We start from the raw sequence: 16,335 nt of genomic DNA on the forward strand, positions 1-16,335 counted from the left end.
CCTGAAAACTGGTGTCGCACCGAGGCAGGCGCGACCCCGGAGCCTGCCTCCAATTTTGGGACGGTCATGGTGGCAGCTTCGATGCTGCTGCCTGACGCTTCTACGGCGATTGCAATGGCCATCGGCGCCGATGCTGGGCTAGGTCGAATGGCCGGTGGTGGCATCATGCAAAACCGCATGAATTGGGTGTTGCGCGGGGCGGCTGGGCCAGCCAGCATTTTTGTTATGGGGATGCTCCCCAGCAAAATGGGGGACGGTACGCTGCACACTGATGAGCAACTGCGCACCATGACTCAAGCCACCACCCGTGTACGTTTCCAGTTCCGTCGTGATGCCGAGGGCGTGCTACAGGTGTATGGCATCCACACTGGCGCATCAGGTGATGATTCCGTGCGTACCGTGCAGGTCAAATGGAACGCCACCAAAACCGCAATGGAAGCCACGCTCAATGGCCTCACCATTCTCTGGACGCCTCAGCGCGGGCCATTGGGTTTGATGCCGCCGTTGACCTATCCCGACAACAGCGGCGCGCACCTGGGCACGATCCTGGTACACCCGATTGCCGATGGTATCGACAGTCAGATTGAAGGCTTGCCAGGCGAGAACATCACCACTGATGACTGCATTCTAGTGTTCCCTGTTGATACAGGCCTGAAGTCGCTGTATGTGGTGTTCGCACGACCTATTGGCGGCGACCACAGCTATCACCCAGCCCCCAAAGGGCTGACGGCTTTCCCAGATGCAGTGAGGGACAAGTCAAAAAACTCGGTAAAGGGCGGCGGCGGCCTGCGCAGACGCTGGAGAGATCGCAAGGGCCGGATCTATGAATGGGACTCCGAGAATGGAAGGGTTGAGCTATACGACAAGCAAGGCAAGCATCTCGGAGAGTTCAACCCTGAAACGGGAGAGCGAACAAAAGACGCCGAGCCTGGCCGAAAAACACCGAAGTAATTAAAGGGGAAAATCATGCATCTATGCATCACTGGTTTTTTGAAGGGCGACAGCGACGACACCGCGCTGAAGTATGAGTTAGACGTAGGGCTAGGCTCTGAACAAGCTGTACTGGAGGTAATGGGGTGGAAAAGCCTTGCAGAAAGCCCTGATGGCGAGTGGCTGCTAACGGACGAGCAATCTCAAAGAATTGCGGTTGCGGTTGATGAGCTGCTACCAAGCGATCTAGATCTATTCATCGCTGTAGAGGCTTAAGTCGCATTGCGGGCGCCTGTTGAGACCTGGATCAGTACCTCAAACAACTGCACTGATGTGCATTGAACCGGGATGAAGTGCACTGCTGTGCTCCGGCGTTCGTATGGTACTGGCGGCTGTCAAAGTGGGATGAGCCGGGATAAAACGGGATGAGGCGGGATGGCGCCTGGTGTTAATCGCTTGGCGCCACCCCAAGGATTACCCAAACCTGACGGTCAGCCAAGGAAGATTGGCGCGTCCGAAAGCACGCACCGACCAAGTTTTTGCGAAGTCCTGCACCTCTGAAAACTGGTGTCGCACCGAGGCAGGCGCGACCCCGGAGCCTGCCTCCAATTTTGGGACGGTCATGGTGGCAGCTTCGATGCTGCTGCCTGATGCTTCTACGGCGATTGCAATGGCCATCGGCGCCGACGCCGGGCTAGGTCGAATGGCCGGTGGTGGCATCATGCAAAACCGCATGAATTGGGTGTTGCGCGGGGCAGCCGGTCCGGCCAGTGTTTTTATTTTGGGCATGCTCCCCAGCAAAATGGGAGACGGCACGCTGCACACTGATGAGCAGCTGCGCACCATGACTCAAGCCACCACCCGTGTACGTTTCCAGTTCCGTCGTGATGCCGAGGGCGTGCTACAGGTGTATGGCATCCACACTGGCGCATCAGGTGATGATTCCGTGCGTACCGTGCAGGTCAAATGGAACGCCACCAAAACCGCAATGGAAGCCACGCTCAATGGCCTCACCATTCTCTGGACGCCTCAGCGCGGGCCATTGGGTTTGATGCCGCCGTTGACCTATCCCGACAACAGCGGCGCGCACCTGGGCACCATCCTAGTACACCCGATTGCTGATGGTGTTGACAGTCAGGTTGAAGGCTTGCCAGGCGAGAACATCACCACTGATGACTGCATTCTGGTGTTCCCTGTTGAGACCGGCCTGAAGTCGCTGTATGTGGTATTCGCTCGACCTATTGGCGGCGATCACAGCTATCACCCCGCGCCCAAGGGACTGACTGCGTTTCCAGACGCAACACGCGCAAAACAGATGTCGAGCGTCCAAGGTGGAGGCAAAAAACGAAGTCGTTGGAAAGATCGTAAGGGCAAAATTTATGAATGGGATTATGAAAACGGCAGGGTTGAGCTATACGACAAGCAAGGTAAGCATTTGGGAGAATTCGACCCTGACACGGGGGTGCAAACCAAAGATGCTGAACCGGGGCGCACTACATCAAAGTGATATCGGAGAGCAAAAATGTTTTTAGAGATTACGGGTTTTCTGGCGGAACACGACGAAGATGATTCCATCAAATTTGAACTCGATATAAGTCCTGAGTTTGAGCAAGCAGTTATGGCGGTGCTGGGCTGGCAGGATTTAGCGGCAGAGGCTGATGGCGAGCTTCCGCTAACCAGAACGCAAGTGCAGCAGATTGCCGTAGCAATCAATGAGCAATTGCCGACGAGTCTGGACCTATTCATCGGAGTACGAGCATAGCAACGCCGATCATGAGCGGGCATCAAGCACACTAAATGCGCTGGCCGGGATGAAATGCACCGGCTTCTGTAGTGTATTTACGGTTTTTAAAGTGGGGGGAGGCGGGATGGCTTCGGGTTGTTAGTCGCTTGGCGCCGTCCCCAGGATTACCCAAACTTGACGCTCAGACAGGGCGTACTCGAGCGCTATTCCCGTCACGATTGAACCAATTGAACGCCCCTGGGCAACGCCGTTTTCGACGGCCAGACATATGGACCTATTGCGTAACAGCTTTCTGGCAGCGGTGCGCGACGAGAGATACAGCGACGTGCCGCCGTAATGCTGCACCAGCAGCTTTGCCAGATGCATGTTTCCAACGGTCTTTGCGAATTGTTCCAGCGGGCGCTGCTGTAATCCCACGGGCACCCTGATGTGGTCCCACCCAGCCTCTCAACCAATCCAAGCGCTTTGTCGGCCCCAAGCCTGTGCACCAACCCATCAAAGCCGCTGAGTGGTTTTTGGCTGGCGTCGCTTGTCGCGTTCGGGCGATGCTCTGTATTTGTGTCGGTCATGATTGTTATCCGCGCTGATCGGAACTATTGTCGTGATGGCTGGGAGGCGTCTGTTTTTTTGCAACTGAGTTCCCAAGTGAGTACCCATTTTGTAATTGAACGATTCTGTTGTCAGCAAATATAGGGTGTTGAGTGGGTTGGTTTGGTTCCTGTCTCGGCACCAGCAACACTTGTTTTCAGATGATCCCGAATGGTTCTGAAGGCCAGACAACCGCGCTTCATACGGTTTTTTGCGTCAGAGAGATCCTTGATGATCCAGATCCATCTTCCATTCCCCAGATCAGCGAGAACGCCATGACCGTTAAAGAATTGACCCAAGAAGCCCGTCACGAAGAAGCGCTGAAAAAGTATGTGCTGGACGCGCCCGAGTTGATGGAAGAGATCAAGGACTTGCCTGCCGACGATCAGAAAGACCAGATCCAGTGGGCGTTCGAGGACGAAGCGGAGGCTCAGGGCTTGCAGCCGTGGGAGCTGACACTCAAGTACACCTCAACCCCTGAAGAGTTCGAAGCCAAACGCCTTGCTCTGCACAAGGAAGCGGCCGAAGTCCTGGGTGTCGCGTGGGAAGAGTACTGCGAGATGAACAATCTGGTGGTCTGACAAAAACGCCAGCCTCGAAAGGGCTGGCGTTTTTCATTTCGCAAGAAGCATTCAGATACTCAGGCGCATCGACAGGTCTACCGCCTTCACGTCCTTGGTCATCGCACCAATCGAGATGTAGTCCACCCCGGTCTGCGCAATCGGCAGCAACGTGCTTTCGTTGATTCCGCCGCTGGCCTCCAGTTTTGCCTTGCCTGCGTTCAAGCGTACGGCTTCGCGCATGTCATCCAGGCTCAGTTCGTCGAGCATGATGATGTCGGCACCGGCCGCCAGCGCTTCCTTCAGTTCGTCCAGGCTTTCAACTTCAATCTCTACCGGTTTGCCCGGTGCGATCTTGTGTGCGGCAGCGATGGCTTCAGGGATGCCACCGCTGGCAGCAATATGGTTTTCCTTGATCAGGAAGGCGTCATACAGGCCGATGCGGTGGTTGTGGCACCCGCCGCAGGTCACGGCGTACTTTTGCGCCAGGCGCAGCCCCGGCAGGGTCTTGCGGGTATCGAGCAGCTTGACCTGGGTTTCGGCGACGAAATCCGCCAGGTATTGCGCGCGAGTGGCCACGCCCGAGAGCATTTGCAGGAAGTTCAGGGCACTGCGTTCGCCCGTCAGCAGTGAGCGCGCCGGACCTTCGAGGTGGAACAGCACCTGATTGGGTACCACCCGTTCGCCATCAGCGACTTGCCAGTGCACCGCCACCCGAGGGTCCAGTTGCCGAAACACGGTATCTACCCAGGCAGTACCGCTGATGACGGCCGCGTCCCGGGTAATGATGGTGGCTTTAGCCAGGCGTTCGGCCGGGATCAACTGCGCGGTGATGTCGCCGCTGCCGATGTCTTCACGCAACGCACGGCGTACGTTGGCTTCGATTTCGGCGGTCAGATCGGCGAGACGTAGATTCGGCATAACGGACTCCACAAACAAAGTGGCTCGATTATAGGGGCATGGCGGGCCTCGACCCAAGACACCCGATGGGCTCAAGTTCTGCATTTGGTCGAATGCGTGACCAATCGCTTGTGGTGACAGGCCTCTCAAACACCTCAATCGCGGCAAGTGATCGCGCCCGGAGGGTCTATCGCGGCATACTGTTGCCAACACTGTCGTCGTAGAAGGAACCGGTATGCAGTTGGACCCCGCGAGCGGTTGGTGTCAGGGCGCGAAGTTATGCCCCTCGCCCAACTTCAATGCGCGCCCTGAGGGCGAAGTTTCCCTGTTGGTGATCCATAACATCAGCCTGCCGCCAGCGCAGTTCGCCACCGGCAAGGTGCAGGAGTTTTTCCAGAATCGTCTGGATGTCACGGAACATCCCTACTTTGAGGGGATTGCTGACCTGCGTGTGTCTGCGCACTTTTTGATCGAGCGTGATGGGGCCGTCACCCAGTTTGTCTCTTGCCTTGAGCGGGCATGGCACGCGGGTATCTCGTGTTTCGAAGGGCGGGAAACCTGTAACGATTTTTCGGTGGGCATCGAGCTTGAAGGCACGGATGATCTGCCATTCACCGATGCGCAATACCGCGCATTGACCGCCCTGACCCGACAACTGCAAAAGACCTACACGGCCATTACGACACAGCGCATCTGCGGGCATAGCGACATTGCACCCGGGCGCAAAACCGATCCGGGGCCGGCGTTCGACTGGGCACGCTATCGTACCGCCCTGGCACAAGAGGAAGGACAATGAGTTTTCTGGTGTTGCTGTTGGCGGTCTGGATCGAGAAGTTCTCGGCCCTGCGCCACAGGATTCAGCACGATGGTGGCTGGGTACGCGAGCTGAACAAGCTTGAAACCAACCCGCGACTGGAGAACCGCCCGTGGCTGGTATTGACGGTCTTGGTGCTGCTGCCGGTCGCGTTGCTGGGCTTGTTGCTGGTGGTACTGGAACCGGTGGCCTATGGATTGCTGGCGTTGCCGATTCACCTGCTGGTGGTTATCTACAGCCTGGGGCGGGGTGATTTGCTGGCGGATCTTGGACCGTTTCGCGATGCCTGGCGTCGAGAGGATCTGCAAGGCGCGGCTCATGTGGCCAATCGAGATCTCGGCATTTGCGCAGACAGTGCCGAGCAACTGCTGGAAAAGGTCGAGGGGCATTTGCTCTGGGAGGCGTACCAGAGCTTCTTTGCGGTGATTTTCTGGTATTTCCTGCTCGGCCCGGTGGCGGCGCTGAGTTATCGATTGCTGGCACTGGCGCAAGAGCATTCCCGGAACCCGGCCGTCGTCGAGCGTGCGGCCCAGCTGCGTCATGCGTTCGATTGGGTGCCGGTACGCCTGCTGGCGGCGAGCGTTGCCCTGGTCGGCAATTTCGTGGCGGTCAGCCGGGTGATGTTGCATGAGTTGCTGAACTGGAACATCAGCGCCGCGCAGCTGATCGAAAAGGTTGGGCTGGTAGCGGGTGAAATCCCGGCTCCGGTGGTGGGGCCTGAGGGCATCAACAACCTGGACCGGCTCTGGGAACTGCTGCTGCGTGCCGCCGTGCTGTGGTATGCCGGATTTGCGCTATGGACTGTTTTTCGGCCCTGATTTGCGCCTGGAAATAAAAGATCGCATTCATCTGGCGCTGCCGGTGTCTGCGATCTTTTGCCGTTTACCTTAAGTTACAAAACCTTCCGCCGATTTAAGTTATACAGAGATAGCGCCGCATAGTGGCTATCTGCTGTCGTTCTGCGCCTGCTTATAAAAAAAATAAGAAATCGAAGGGAGACACCCAGTGAAGAGCTTGCTCTATCCCGCTGTCGCGCTGATGAATCGGCTGAGTTTCGGCATGAAGTTCAGTCTGATCAGCGTACTGTTCCTGGTGCCGATGCTGGTGACCAACTTTTATCTGGTGCGTGACTCCTATCGCGAATTCCAGGGTACGCAGGTCGAACTGCAAAGCCTGGACCTGTTGGGCAGCAGCCTGACATTGCGTCGCGATCTGGAAACCCTGAACAATCTGGTGCAGATCAACGTCACGCTGGGTCAGTCCGGCAAGGCCAGTAACGTCGAGTCGAAAATCAGTGCCCTTGAACAAAATATTCTGACGCGCCTGCAAGGGCTGACGGCGATGACCACCGACCCCGAGCAGGTCGCGGTGTTTGATGGCAAACGCGATGAAATGATCGCCGCATTCAAGACCCAGCAAGCGGAAAGCTCCCTGCAAAGCAAAAGTGCGCTGATCGGCAAACTGGTGAGCAATGCCCAGGTTTTCAGCCAGGTCATCACCGGTCAGGCCGGTCTGAGCCGCGATAACCAGAGCGACATTCGTCAACTCAGCGAACTCGTTACCCTCGTCACCCCGCGCGTCACTCAGATTCTGGGAGAAGGTCGGGCGATGGGTTCTTATTCGCTGGGGCAGGGGTTTATCAACTCGGCTTCGAGTACCCGTTTCGATGAGTTACTGGCGCAGATTGAAAAGCTCCAGGCCGAGTATGGCCTGAAGTTGCAGGACGCTTTGAGCTCCAGCCCGGCGGCGCGCGCGACCCTGGCCGCCCAGGCCGATAGCAGCCGGGCATCCTTGAAGAAGGCCAGTGAGCTGTTCGAAGAACAGGTGGTCATGGCCGACACCCTCGATACGCCATGGCAGGGCTTTTACGATCAAGTGACGGTCTTGATCGATCAGACCTACCAGCTCAACGAAGCGACCCTGAAGTTTCTCGGCCCTCAATTGCAGCAACGGCTGGAGCAGAACCGCACGCACATGATCCTGCAGGCCGTGGCGCTGTCGGTGGTGTTCGTGTTGATTTTTTATCTCTACGGCGCGTTCTATGCCTCGACCCGCACCACGCTCAAACGCTTGGGGGCGGTGATGGACAAAGTGGCGGCGGGCGACATGACCGTGACCTTCAGTGCCAACAGTCGCGATGAACTGGGCGAGTTGGGCGAGGTGTTCAACGGCACGGTGAAAAAAATCCATGACCTGATCGAGCGGGTCGGACACACCGTCAGCGAAGTCGAGCGTCAGGCCGGGCAGGTGGAAAACGTATCCGCGCAGAGCAACCAGGCCGTCGCCGGCCAGCGCACGCAGATCGAGCAAGTAGCGACGGCGATGAACCAGATGTCGGCGACCTCCCAAGAGGTTGCGCGCAGTGCCGCCGCGGCGGTGAGCAGCGCCCACAGCGTCAATGACGAGACCATCAGCGGGCGCGGCCTGGTCGAGTCCCAGCAAGGCAGTATTGCGGCGCTCGCCAGTGAAATCGATCAATCGGTGGTGGTGATCAATCAACTGGCCAGTGACAGTCAGTCCATCAGCCGCGTGCTGGAAGTGATCAAGAGCATCGCCGAGCAGACCAACCTGTTGGCGCTCAACGCGGCGATTGAAGCCGCACGGGCCGGTGAGCAGGGCCGTGGTTTTGCGGTGGTGGCGGACGAAGTCCGGACCCTGGCCAAACGCACCCAGCAATCGACCGAAGAAATCGAGCAGATGATCACCAAGCTCCACGGTGGCGTCGGCGCAGCAGTCAAGGCCATGGGCACCAGCCATCAGATGGCCAATGGCACGGTGAGCCATTCAGAGAAGGTCCAGCAGGCGCTTGAAAATATCCTCGGTGCAGTCGGCATGATCGTCGACCAGAACCAGCAAATCGCAGCGGCGGTGGAACAGCAAACCGCTGTGGCTCACGACATCGACCAGAACATCGTCGAGATCAACCGCGCCGGCGAGCGTACTGCTGAAGGCGCGCACCAGACCGAAGATGCCAGCCGAGCGTTATCGGCGCAGGTGGTGGAGTTGAAGCAGTTGATCAGCGCGTTTAGGGTTTGAAAAGTGTCCCGGGACCCTGTGGGAGCTGGCTTGCCAGCGATGGTGGCGTGTCAGGCGACGAAGGACATGGTTAAGACAGTTGCTCCCACAGTTGGCTGGTGCTGGCAGTTATGACCAGTTAAACAACTCGCAAGCATTGGCCGTACTGGCTACGGCCAATTGCTCGGGGGTGATCGCCATGATGTCGGCCAGTGCCGCGCAGATCGCCGGCAAATGCGCCGGGCTGTTGCGTTGGCCGGGGAACATGGCGGGCGCCATGTCCGGGGCATCGGTTTCCAATACCACAGCATCCAGCGGCAGCTCGGCGAGCACGCGGTGCATGCGCAGTGCTTGAGGCCAGGTCGCGGCACCGCCGAGCCCCAGCTTGAAACCCAGCTTGATGTATTCCCGGGCTTCTTCCTTGCTGCCGGCAAAGGCGTGGATGATGCCGGCGCGTTTGAGCTTGAAGCGTTTGAGCGTGGCAATCACCGCGGCATGACTGCGCCGTACATGGATCAGTGCTGGAAGATTGAAGTCCGCCGCCAGTTGTAGCTGTGCGTCGAACAATGCCTGCTGGCGTTCGCGGTCGAGGGTTTCGATGAAATAGTCCAGACCGATTTCGCCCACAGCGCACAGTTGCCGATGGCCGGCCAGACGGGTCAGCCAATCGCCGAGTTCGCTCAAGTCTTCAGGGCGATGATCGTTCAGATACACCGGATGCAAACCGAACGCCGCATACAGGTCGGGATCGCTTTGCACCCGCTCCCAGACCCGTTGCCAATTGCCTTGATAAACCCCCAGCACCACCATTCGCCGCACCCCGAGTGCGCGGCTTTCGGCCATCAGCGCCTGGCGGTCAGCGTCAAAATCCGGAAAATCCAGATGGGTGTGGGTGTCGATCAGTTCCACGGCTCAGTCCTGACGAATCCGCTGCTTGAACGTCCGCCCGATGGCTTGCACGCCAGGCTGGTAATCGGACTGTTCGATGGCGGCCAGTGCCAGCGCGAGGGCCTTGTCGGCAATCAGCTGATGTTGTTGGGACATGGCGTTGACCGGCAGCGGCAGGAAGTCCAGCAGTTGCGTGTCACCGAACGTGCCGAGGCGTAGCGGACGGTTTTTCAGCGGGAAGTCGTGCAAGGCGTCGAACACACCCTGGAGCAGCACGTAGGAAGTCGTCACCAACGCATCGGGCAAGTGCCCCAGGCGCTGCAGCAGATCTTCCATCAGTTGCTTGCCGCACTCGCGGCTGAAGGACTCGCCTTCTTCGATCAGCACCTCACCGTTGAAACCGGCCAGAGCCTCTTTGAACCCGGCGGCGCGTTCCTGACTGATGCTCAGCTCAGGGCGGGCACCGATCAGCACGATCTGTTTGGGCAAAGGATCGAGCAGGCTGCGGGTCAATTGCAGGCTGGCCTCGCGGTCGTCGCTGATCACCGAGCAAAAGTGCTCAGGATCCATGACCCGGTCGATGGCGATGATCGGAATGCCCTTGGCTTGCAACTGACGATAGCTGTCGTCACCGGCCGGCAGGCAACTGGCGACAATCAAGGCATCGCAGCGCCGGGCACGGAACAGTTGCAGTAATTGCCGTTCGCTGTCTGGTGCATCATCGGAACTGGCGATCAGCAACTGATAGCCCCGAGCCCGTGCACCTTGTTCCAGCAATTTGGCGATGCGCGCGTAACTGGGGTTTTCCAGATCCGGCAGAATGAAGCCCAATGTTCGGGTGTGTCGGCTGCGCAAACCGGCCGCTTGAGGATTGGGCGTGAAGCCGTGTTGTTCGACGACGGCGCGCACGCGATCAACGGTGGCACGGCTGATGCGCTGCTGTTCGGCCTTGCCATTGATGACGTAGCTGGCGGTGGTAACGGACACACCGGCCAACTGGGCAATATCACTGAGTTTCAACCCGCTGTTTCCTTGTTTTTTCGAGCTAGCCTCGAGATTTTCGTCAATCCTAACCGATTCAGCCAGGCGACCCGGTTGCAATGCATCCGACAAGTTGAGCTTCAAGGATGGGTCATTATCGAGTAACGTGCCATTTATTCTAGATTAAACGTTTCAGCAAGCGTATTTTCTACGCTTTAAGCGCCTTTGGCCGGTGCTGCCGTAAAACCGCCAAATGTAACGACCAAGCGCCTAAGCTGATCCATTCAAAACAATACCTGGTGCCCCAAGGCGCCAAAAAGGAGAACGCATGCTCGAGCTCACTGTAGAGCAGATATCCATGGGCCAATCGGCTGTGGATAAGTCCGCAGCGTTGCAGTTGCTGGCCGGGCATCTGGTCGCCGACGGCCTGGTTGCCGAAGGTTATCTCGCCGGATTGCAGGCGCGGGAGGCCCAGGGCTCGACCTTTCTCGGTCAAGGCATTGCCATCCCCCACGGCACGCCACAAACCCGCGATCAGGTGTTCACCACAGGCGTGCGGCTGATGCAGTTCCCTGAAGGGGTGGATTGGGGCGATGGTCATATCGTCTATCTGGCGATTGGAATTGCCGCCAAGTCCGACGAGCACCTGCGTCTCTTGCAACTGCTGACCCGCGCGCTCGGTGAGACGGATCTGGGCCAGGCCCTGCGCCGCGCCAGCTCTGCTGAAGCGTTGCTGAAATTGCTCCAGGGCGCGCCGCAGGAACTGGCGCTGGATGCGCAGATGATCGGCCTCGGTGTGGCCGCTGAAGACTTCGAAGAGTTGGTCTGGCGTGGCGCACGTCTGTTGCGCCACGCCGACTGCGTGAGCAACGGTTTTGCCGCCGTGTTGCAGCAGGTCGAAGCGCTGCCGCTGGGCGAGGGGCTGTGGTGGTTGCACAGCGAGCAAACGGTGAAGCGTCCGGGCCTGGCTTTCGTGACGCCGGACAAACCGCTGCGCTATCTCGGCCAGCCGCTCAATGGTTTGTTCTGCCTGGCCAGCCTGGGTGAAGCCCATCAGGCGTTGCTCGAGCGTTTGTGCGCGTTGCTGATTGAAGGCCGTGGCCACGAACTGGGCCGCGCCACCAGCAGTCGCAAGGTGTTGGAAGTGCTCGGCGGTGAATTGCCGGCCGATTGGCCGAGCGCACGCATCGCGCTGGCCAACGCCCACGGTCTGCATGCACGCCCGGCGAAGATCCTCGCGCAACTGGCGAAAAGTTTTGACGGTGAAATCCGCGTGCGCATTGTCGATGGTCAGGACAGCGCCGTGTCGGTGAAGAGTTTGAGCAAGTTGCTCAGCCTCGGCGCCCGCCGCGGTCAGGTGCTGGAAATCATCGCCGAGCCGAGCATCGCTGCCGATGCATTGCCCGCATTGCTGGCCGCCATCGAAGAAGGCCTGGGTGAAGAGGTCGAGCCATTGCCGGCAGTGATTGCGCCCTCCGAAGTGCCGGCCGATATCGCCGAGGTACTGCTCGCACCGGCCTCCGGCAGCCAGGTCCAGGCCATCGCCGCCGCGCCGGGCATCGCCATCGGCCCGGCTCACATCCAAGTGCTGCAAACCATCGATTACCCGCTGCGCGGTGAGTCCGCCGCCATCGAGCGCGAGCGACTCAAGCACGCATTGGCGCAAGTACGCCAGGACATTCAGGGCTTGATCGAGCGCAGCCAGGCCAAGGCGATCCGCGAGATCTTCATCACCCACCAGGAAATGCTCGACGATCCGGAACTGACCGACGAAGTCGACACCCGTCTCAAGCAGGGCGAAAGCGCCGAAGCTGCGTGGATGGCCGTGATTGAAGCGGCCGCCAGGCAACAGGAAGCGCTGCACGATGCGTTGCTCGCCGAGCGCGCCGCTGATTTGCGCGACATCGGTCGCCGCGTGCTGGCGCAACTGTGCGGCATCGAAACTCCGAGCGAACCCGATCAGCCCTACATTCTGGTGATGGATGAAGTCGGCCCGTCCGATGTGGCACGTCTGGATCCGGCGCGTGTGGCCGGGATTCTCACGGCCCGCGGCGGTGCGACAGCGCACAGCGCGATTGTTGCCCGGGCGCTGGGGATTCCGGCGCTGGTGGGCGCCGGGCCGGCGGTGTTGCTACTGGCGCCGGGCACGCCGTTGTTGCTCGATGGACAGCGCGGTCGCCTGCATGTGGATGCCGATGCCGCGACCTTGCAACGCGCCACCGCCGAACGTGACTCACGTGAACAACGCCTGACGGCCGCCGCCGAACAACGTCATCTACCGGCGCTGACCAGCGATGGCCACGCTGTCGAAGTGTTCGCCAATCTCGGTGAAAGCGCCGGTGTCACCCGCGCGGTGGAGCAGGGCGCCGAAGGTATCGGCCTGCTGCGCACCGAACTGATTTTCATGGCGCATCCGCAAGCGCCGGACGAAGCGACCCAGGAAGCCGAGTACCGCCGTGTTCTCGATGGTTTGGCCGGGCGCCCGCTGGTGGTGCGCACCCTCGACGTCGGCGGTGACAAACCGCTGCCGTACTGGCCGATCGCCAAGGAAGAAAACCCGTTCCTCGGCGTGCGCGGCATTCGCCTGACCTTGCAGCGCCCGAAGATCATGGAAGCGCAGTTGCGCGCCTTGCTGCGGTCGGCCGACAACCGTCCATTGCGGATCATGTTCCCGATGGTCGGCAGCGTTGACGAGTGGCGGCAGGCCCGAGACATGACGGAGCGCCTGCGCCTGGAAATCCCGGTCGCCGACCTGCAACTGGGGATCATGATCGAAGTTCCGTCCGCCGCATTGCTGGCGCCTGTTTTGGCCAAAGAGGTCGACTTCTTCAGCGTCGGCACCAACGACCTGACGCAATACACCCTGGCCATCGATCGCGGCCATCCGACCCTGTCAGGCCAGGCGGATGGCTTGCATCCAGCCGTGCTGCAACTGATCGACATCACCGTGCGAGCAGCCCATGCCAATGGCAAATGGGTGGGTGTGTGCGGTGAGTTGGCGGCTGATCCGCTGGCGGTGCCGGTGCTGGTCGGGCTGGGTGTGGATGAACTCAGTGTCGGCGGTCGCAGCATCGCCGAGGTCAAGGCGCGGATTCGCGAACTCAGCTTCACTCAGACTCAAACCCTCGCCCAACAGGCCCTGGCCGTGGGCAGCGCCGATGAAGTGCGCGCATTAGTGGAGGCCCTGTAATGGCCCGGATTCTCACCCTGACCCTCAACCCGGCGCTGGACCTCACCGTCCAGCTGCCACGCCTGGACGCTGGTCAGGTCAACCGCAGCGACGTCATGCACACCCACGCGGCCGGTAAAGGCGTGAACGTGGCACAGGTGTTGGCCGACCTCGGGCATCAACTGACCGTCAGCGGTTTTCTCGGCGAAGACAACCTGCAAGCGTTCGAAACCCTGTTCGCCAAACGCGGCTTTGTCGATGCTTTCATCCGTGTTCCCGGCGAGATTCGCAGCAACATCAAACTGGCGGAAAGCGATGGACGCATCACTGACATCAACGGCCCCGGCCCACACGTCGATGCAGCGGCGCAGCAGGCGTTGATCGAAAGACTGGAGCAGATCGCACCGGGGCATGACGCGGTCGTTGTCGCCGGTAGCCTGCCGCAGGGTGTCAGCCCTGAATGGTTGCAGGCGCTGATTGTGCGATTGAAAAGCCTGGGTTTGAACGTTGCCCTCGACACCAGCGGCGATGCGCTGCGTGCCGGGCTCAACGCGGCGCCGTGGCTGATCAAGCCCAACACTGAAGAACTGGCAGAAGTGTTGGGCTGCGACGTGGTGTCGGTCGTTGCCCAGGCTGAAGCGGCGGAGCGTTTGCACGCCCAGGGCATCGAGCATGTGGTGATTTCCCACGGTGCCGAAGGTGTGAACTGGTTCAGTGTTGGCTCGGCGCTGCATGCCACGCCGCCCAAGGTCCGCGTCGCCAGCACGGTGGGCGCAGGCGATTCGTTGCTCGCGGGGATGCTTCACGGTTTGCTCAGTGCCGACACGCCCGAGCAAACCTTGCGCACGGCCACGGCGATTGCCGCGATGGCGGTGACCCAGATCGGTTTCGGCATTGACGATGCGGCGCAGCTGGCGCGGCTCGAACAGGGTGTGCGCGTGCGTCCCCTGACAGAACAATAAGAGGGTTTGTCATGAAATTAGCCATTGTTACGGCCTGCCCGAACGGCATGGTCACCAGTGTGCTGTGCGCCCGGTTGCTGGATGCCGCGGCCCAGCGTCAGGGCTGGAGCACCAGCGTCGAAGTCAGCGATGCCGCACACCCTGAACGCCAATTGTCGGCCGCGACTATCGACGATGCCGAGTGGGTATTGCTGGTGACCAGCGCGCCAGTGGACATGTCCCGATTTGTTGGCAAGCGGGTGTTCCAGAGCGCGCCGGCCCAGGCCCTGCAAGATGTTGATGCGCTGCTGCGACGCGGAGCCCAGGAAGCGCAGGTGTACGCGGCGCCCGAAGCAATTGTCGAATCCGTTGCCGTTGCCCACAGCATCCCGCGACTGGTCGCGGTCACCGCCTGCCCAACCGGCGTGGCGCACACCTTCATGGCCGCCGAAGCCTTGCAGCAAGCGGCCAAACGCTTGGGTTATGACCTGCAAGTGGAAACCCAGGGCTCGGTCGGTGCGCGCAATCCGCTGAGCGCCGCGGCGATTGCCGAGGCGGATGTGGTGTTGCTGGCGGCGGACATCGAAGTCGCCACCGAGCGATTCGCCGGCAAAAAGATTTACCGTTGCGGCACCGGGATTGCACTTAAGCAAGCCGAAGCGACCCTGAAAAAAGCCTTGGCCGAAGGCAAGCAGGAAAGCGCGTCCACTGGGACCAGCGCGCCGGCCAAGTCTGAGAAAACCGGCGTCTACAAACACCTGTTGACCGGTGTGTCGTTCATGCTGCCGATGGTGGTGGCGGGCGGTCTTATGATTGCGCTGTCGTTCGTGTTCGGCATCACGGCGTTCAAAGAGGAGGGCACGCTGGCGGCGGCGCTGATGCAGATTGGCGGCGACACCGCGTTCAAATTGATGGTGCCGTTGCTGGCGGGTTACATCGCCTATTCCATTGCCGACCGTCCGGGCCTGGCGCCGGGGATGATCGGCGGCTTGCTAGCGAGTACCCTGGGCGCCGGTTTTATCGGCGGGATCATTGCCGGTTTTCTCGCCGGTTATGCAGCCAAGGCGATCAACCGTTATGCACGGTTGCCGCAAAGCCTTGAGGCGCTGAAACCGATCCTGATCATCCCGTTGCTGGCGAGCCTGTTCACCGGTCTGGTGATGATTTACGTGGTCGGCAAACCGGTGGCCGGAATGCTCGCCGGGCTGACGCATTTTCTCGACAGCATGGGCACCACCAACGCGATCCTGCTCGGTGTGTTGCTGGGCGGCATGATGTGCGTCGACCTCGGCGGACCGATCAACAAAGCCGCGTATGCGTTTTCGGTCGGGCTGCTGGCGTCGCAGAGTTATGCACCGATGGCGGCGACCATGGCCGCTGGCATGGTGCCGCCGATTGGCCTGGGCATCGCCACCTTCATCGCCCGGCACAAGTTCGCCCAGACCGAGCGCGAGGCCGGTAAAGCGGCGTTTGTGTTGGGGCTGTGTTTCATCTCCGAAGGGGCTATTCCGTTCGCGGCGAAAGACCCGCTGCGAGTGATTCCCGCGAGCATTGCCGGCGGTGCGCTGACCGGTGCGTTGTCGATGTATTTCGGCTGCAAACTGATGGCGCCCCACGGCGGTTTGTTTGTGCTGGCGATTCCGAATGCGATCAATCATGCCTTGTTGTATTTGCTGGCGATTGTCGCGGGGAGTCTGTTGACGGCGGTGGCGTATGCCGTGGTCAAACGGCCGGAGACGGTGGAGCTGGCGCTGGAGCCTGTCAAAGCCTGATCTCTCAGGTGGAGTGATCTGTGGCGAGGGAGC

General features: G+C 60.0%; 15 protein-coding genes. 11 read left to right on the forward strand and 4 right to left on the reverse strand.

Translation table 11 applies throughout. From position 1 onward, the window contains the following. The 4 genes from CKW19_RS14090 to CKW19_RS14105 form a co-directional block, all read left to right on the forward strand. Positions 1–951 (forward strand): S-type pyocin domain-containing protein (locus tag CKW19_RS14090; RefSeq protein ID WP_095058378.1); only part of this gene is annotated, 951 nt, incomplete at its 5' end. Positions 952–966: 15 nt separating this feature from the next. After that, positions 967–1,206, forward strand: a complete 240-nt coding sequence (locus CKW19_RS14095) for a pyocin S6 family toxin immunity protein (protein WP_095058379.1) — start codon at positions 967–969, stop codon at positions 1,204–1,206. Between the two features lie 169 nt (positions 1,207–1,375). Continuing rightward, positions 1,376–2,437, forward strand: coding sequence for an S-type pyocin domain-containing protein (locus CKW19_RS14100; RefSeq protein ID WP_095058380.1), 1,062 nt, complete (start codon positions 1,376–1,378; stop codon positions 2,435–2,437). 15 nt (positions 2,438–2,452) lie between these two features. Beyond that, the gene (locus CKW19_RS14105) at positions 2,453–2,692 is read left to right on the forward strand and encodes a pyocin S6 family toxin immunity protein (protein ID WP_095058381.1); all 240 of its coding nucleotides are present in this window, start codon (positions 2,453–2,455) and stop codon (positions 2,690–2,692) included. 120 nt (positions 2,693–2,812) lie between these two features. On the opposite strand, the gene CKW19_RS14110 is transcribed toward CKW19_RS14105, so the two are convergent. Next, positions 2,813–3,040: a Mor transcription activator family protein gene (locus CKW19_RS14110; RefSeq protein WP_095058382.1), complete on the reverse strand. Its 228-nt coding sequence runs from the start codon at positions 3,038–3,040 to the stop codon at positions 2,813–2,815. A gap of 497 nt (positions 3,041–3,537) precedes the next feature. Between CKW19_RS14110 and CKW19_RS14115 the strand changes: the two genes are divergently transcribed. Next, positions 3,538–3,843, forward strand: a complete 306-nt coding sequence (locus tag CKW19_RS14115) for a DUF6388 family protein (protein ID WP_095058383.1) — start codon at positions 3,538–3,540, stop codon at positions 3,841–3,843. A gap of 51 nt (positions 3,844–3,894) precedes the next feature. Here the strand turns inward: CKW19_RS14115 and nadC are convergent, their stop codons facing one another. Next, entirely contained in the window at positions 3,895–4,743 is an 849-nt protein-coding gene (gene nadC / locus CKW19_RS14120; protein WP_095058384.1) for a carboxylating nicotinate-nucleotide diphosphorylase, read from the reverse strand. A gap of 214 nt (positions 4,744–4,957) precedes the next feature. Here nadC and ampD point away from each other — a divergent pair, with 214 nt between their 5' ends. The 3 genes from ampD to CKW19_RS29535 all read left to right on the forward strand — a co-directional run bounded on the left by ampD (position 4,958) and on the right by CKW19_RS29535 (position 8,572). Beyond that, positions 4,958–5,518: a 1,6-anhydro-N-acetylmuramyl-L-alanine amidase AmpD gene (gene ampD, locus CKW19_RS14125; RefSeq protein WP_095058385.1), complete on the forward strand. Its 561-nt coding sequence runs from the start codon at positions 4,958–4,960 to the stop codon at positions 5,516–5,518. Continuing rightward, positions 5,515–6,354 (forward strand): regulatory signaling modulator protein AmpE, encoded by an 840-nt coding sequence (gene ampE / locus CKW19_RS14130; protein ID WP_095058386.1) that lies wholly within the window; start codon positions 5,515–5,517, stop codon positions 6,352–6,354. The genes ampD and ampE overlap by 4 nt, the downstream gene beginning before the upstream one ends. A 1,513-nt stretch (positions 6,355–7,867) precedes the next feature. After that, entirely contained in the window at positions 7,868–8,572 is a 705-nt protein-coding gene (locus CKW19_RS29535) for a methyl-accepting chemotaxis protein (RefSeq protein ID WP_371856349.1), read from the forward strand. Between the two features lie 108 nt (positions 8,573–8,680). Here the strand turns inward: CKW19_RS29535 and CKW19_RS14140 are convergent, their stop codons facing one another. After that, on the reverse strand, positions 8,681–9,460 hold the full coding sequence (locus CKW19_RS14140; protein WP_095058388.1) for a TatD family hydrolase: 780 nt from the start codon (positions 9,458–9,460) through the stop codon (positions 8,681–8,683). 3 nt (positions 9,461–9,463) lie between these two features. Further along, positions 9,464–10,459, reverse strand: coding sequence for a catabolite repressor/activator (gene cra, locus CKW19_RS14145; protein WP_095058389.1), 996 nt, complete (start codon positions 10,457–10,459; stop codon positions 9,464–9,466). A 289-nt stretch (positions 10,460–10,748) separates the two neighbouring features. Here cra and ptsP point away from each other — a divergent pair, with 289 nt between their 5' ends. The 3 genes from ptsP to CKW19_RS14160 are packed head-to-tail and all read left to right on the forward strand — an operon-like array spanning position 10,749 to position 16,302. Then, entirely contained in the window at positions 10,749–13,610 is a 2,862-nt protein-coding gene (gene ptsP / locus CKW19_RS14150; protein WP_095058390.1) for a phosphoenolpyruvate--protein phosphotransferase, read from the forward strand. Further along, positions 13,610–14,551, forward strand: a complete 942-nt coding sequence (gene pfkB, locus CKW19_RS14155; RefSeq protein ID WP_095058391.1) for a 1-phosphofructokinase — start codon at positions 13,610–13,612, stop codon at positions 14,549–14,551. The genes ptsP and pfkB overlap by 1 nt, the downstream gene beginning before the upstream one ends. A gap of 11 nt (positions 14,552–14,562) precedes the next feature. Next, positions 14,563–16,302 carry a PTS fructose-like transporter subunit IIB gene (locus tag CKW19_RS14160; RefSeq protein WP_095058392.1) on the forward strand — a complete coding sequence of 580 codons (1,740 nt, stop codon included), beginning with the start codon at positions 14,563–14,565 and terminating at the stop codon, positions 16,300–16,302. Positions 16,303–16,335: the final 33 nt, after the last annotated feature.

Origin of the sequence: Pseudomonas sp. Irchel s3f7 (assembly GCF_900187615.1) — a bacterium.
Classification (GTDB): Bacteria; Pseudomonadota; Gammaproteobacteria; order Pseudomonadales; family Pseudomonadaceae; genus Aquipseudomonas.

Bases quoted from the DNA above. Each gene is read 5' to 3' on its own strand.
- CKW19_RS14095 (WP_095058379.1), top strand. From the start codon at position 967: ATGCATCTATGCATCACTGGTTTTTTGAAGGGCGACAGCGACGACACC.
- CKW19_RS14105 (WP_095058381.1), top strand. From the start codon at position 2,453: ATGTTTTTAGAGATTACGGGTTTTCTGGCGGAACACGACGAAGATGAT.
- CKW19_RS14110 (WP_095058382.1), bottom strand. From the start codon at position 3,040: ATGCATCTGGCAAAGCTGCTGGTGCAGCATTACGGCGGCACGTCGCTG.
- CKW19_RS14115 (WP_095058383.1), top strand. From the start codon at position 3,538: ATGACCGTTAAAGAATTGACCCAAGAAGCCCGTCACGAAGAAGCGCTG.
- nadC (WP_095058384.1), bottom strand. From the start codon at position 4,743: ATGCCGAATCTACGTCTCGCCGATCTGACCGCCGAAATCGAAGCCAAC.
- ampD (WP_095058385.1), top strand. From the start codon at position 4,958: ATGCAGTTGGACCCCGCGAGCGGTTGGTGTCAGGGCGCGAAGTTATGC.
- ampE (WP_095058386.1), top strand. From the start codon at position 5,515: ATGAGTTTTCTGGTGTTGCTGTTGGCGGTCTGGATCGAGAAGTTCTCG.
- CKW19_RS29535 (WP_371856349.1), top strand. From the start codon at position 7,868: ATGTCGGCGACCTCCCAAGAGGTTGCGCGCAGTGCCGCCGCGGCGGTG.
- ptsP (WP_095058390.1), top strand. From the start codon at position 10,749: ATGCTCGAGCTCACTGTAGAGCAGATATCCATGGGCCAATCGGCTGTG.
- pfkB (WP_095058391.1), top strand. From the start codon at position 13,610: ATGGCCCGGATTCTCACCCTGACCCTCAACCCGGCGCTGGACCTCACC.
- CKW19_RS14160 (WP_095058392.1), top strand. From the start codon at position 14,563: ATGAAATTAGCCATTGTTACGGCCTGCCCGAACGGCATGGTCACCAGT.